The organism is Acinetobacter sp. ANC 3882, from assembly GCF_022549545.1.
In the GTDB taxonomy this organism is placed as follows: domain Bacteria; phylum Pseudomonadota; class Gammaproteobacteria; order Pseudomonadales; family Moraxellaceae; genus Acinetobacter.
In genome coordinates, this window is record NZ_JAKZGB010000022.1 from 1 (window position 1) to 1,179 (window position 1,179).

Genomic DNA, 1,179 nt, shown 5'->3' on the forward strand with positions numbered 1-1,179 from the left:
AAGTTTGAACGTAATAAACCACACGTAAACGTGGGTACAATTGGTCACGTTGACCATGGTAAAACAACTTTAACTGCTGCGATTGCAACTATTTGTGCAAAAACTTACGGCGGTGAAGCGAAAGATTACTCACAAATCGACTCAGCTCCTGAAGAAAAAGCACGTGGTATTACAATTAATACTTCACACGTAGAATACGATTCTCCAATCCGTCACTACGCTCACGTAGACTGCCCGGGCCACGCCGATTATGTTAAAAACATGATTACTGGTGCTGCTCAGATGGACGGCGCGATCCTTGTATGTGCTGCGACTGATGGTCCAATGCCACAAACTCGTGAACACATCCTTCTTTCACGTCAGGTTGGTGTACCTTACATCATCGTATTCTTGAACAAGTGTGACCTTGTTGATGATGAAGAATTACTTGAATTAGTAGAAATGGAAGTTCGTGAACTTCTTTCTACTTATGACTTCCCAGGTGATGACACTCCAATCATCCGTGGTTCAGCTCTTCAAGCATTAAACGGTAACGACGGTCCTTATGGCGAGAAAGCTGTAATCGATTTAGTTGCTGCACTTGATTCTTACATTCCAGAACCAGAACGTGCTATCGATAAAGCATTCTTGATGCCAATCGAAGACGTATTCTCTATCTCAGGCCGTGGTACAGTAGTAACTGGTCGTGTAGAAGCTGGTATCGTAAAAGTTGGTGAAGAAGTTGAAATCGTAGGTATCAAAGATACGGTTAAGACAACTGTAACTGGCGTAGAAATGTTCCGTAAATTGCTTGACGAAGGTCGTGCAGGCGAGAACTGTGGTGTTCTTCTTCGTGGTACTAAGCGTGAAGACGTACAACGTGGTCAAGTACTTGCTAAGCCAGGTACAATCAAGCCGCACACTAAATTCGATGCAGAAGTATACGTACTTTCTAAAGAAGAAGGTGGTCGTCATACTCCATTCCTTAACGGTTACCGTCCACAGTTCTACTTCCGTACAACTGACGTAACTGGCGCGATCAAATTACAAGATGGCGTAGAAATGGTAATGCCTGGTGACAACGTTGAGATGTCAGTAGAATTAATTCACCCGATCGCAATGGACCCAGGTCTACGTTTTGCGATCCGTGAAGGTGGTCGTACTGTAGGCGCTGGTGTTGTTGCTAAAGTAACTGCATAA

At 44.0% G+C, this 1,179-nt stretch carries 1 protein-coding gene; it reads left to right on the forward strand.

What is annotated here, in order from left to right:
• Nucleotides 1-1,179 (forward strand): elongation factor Tu (gene tuf / locus MMO42_RS18095; RefSeq protein ID WP_033134357.1); only part of this gene is annotated, 1,179 nt, incomplete at its 5' end.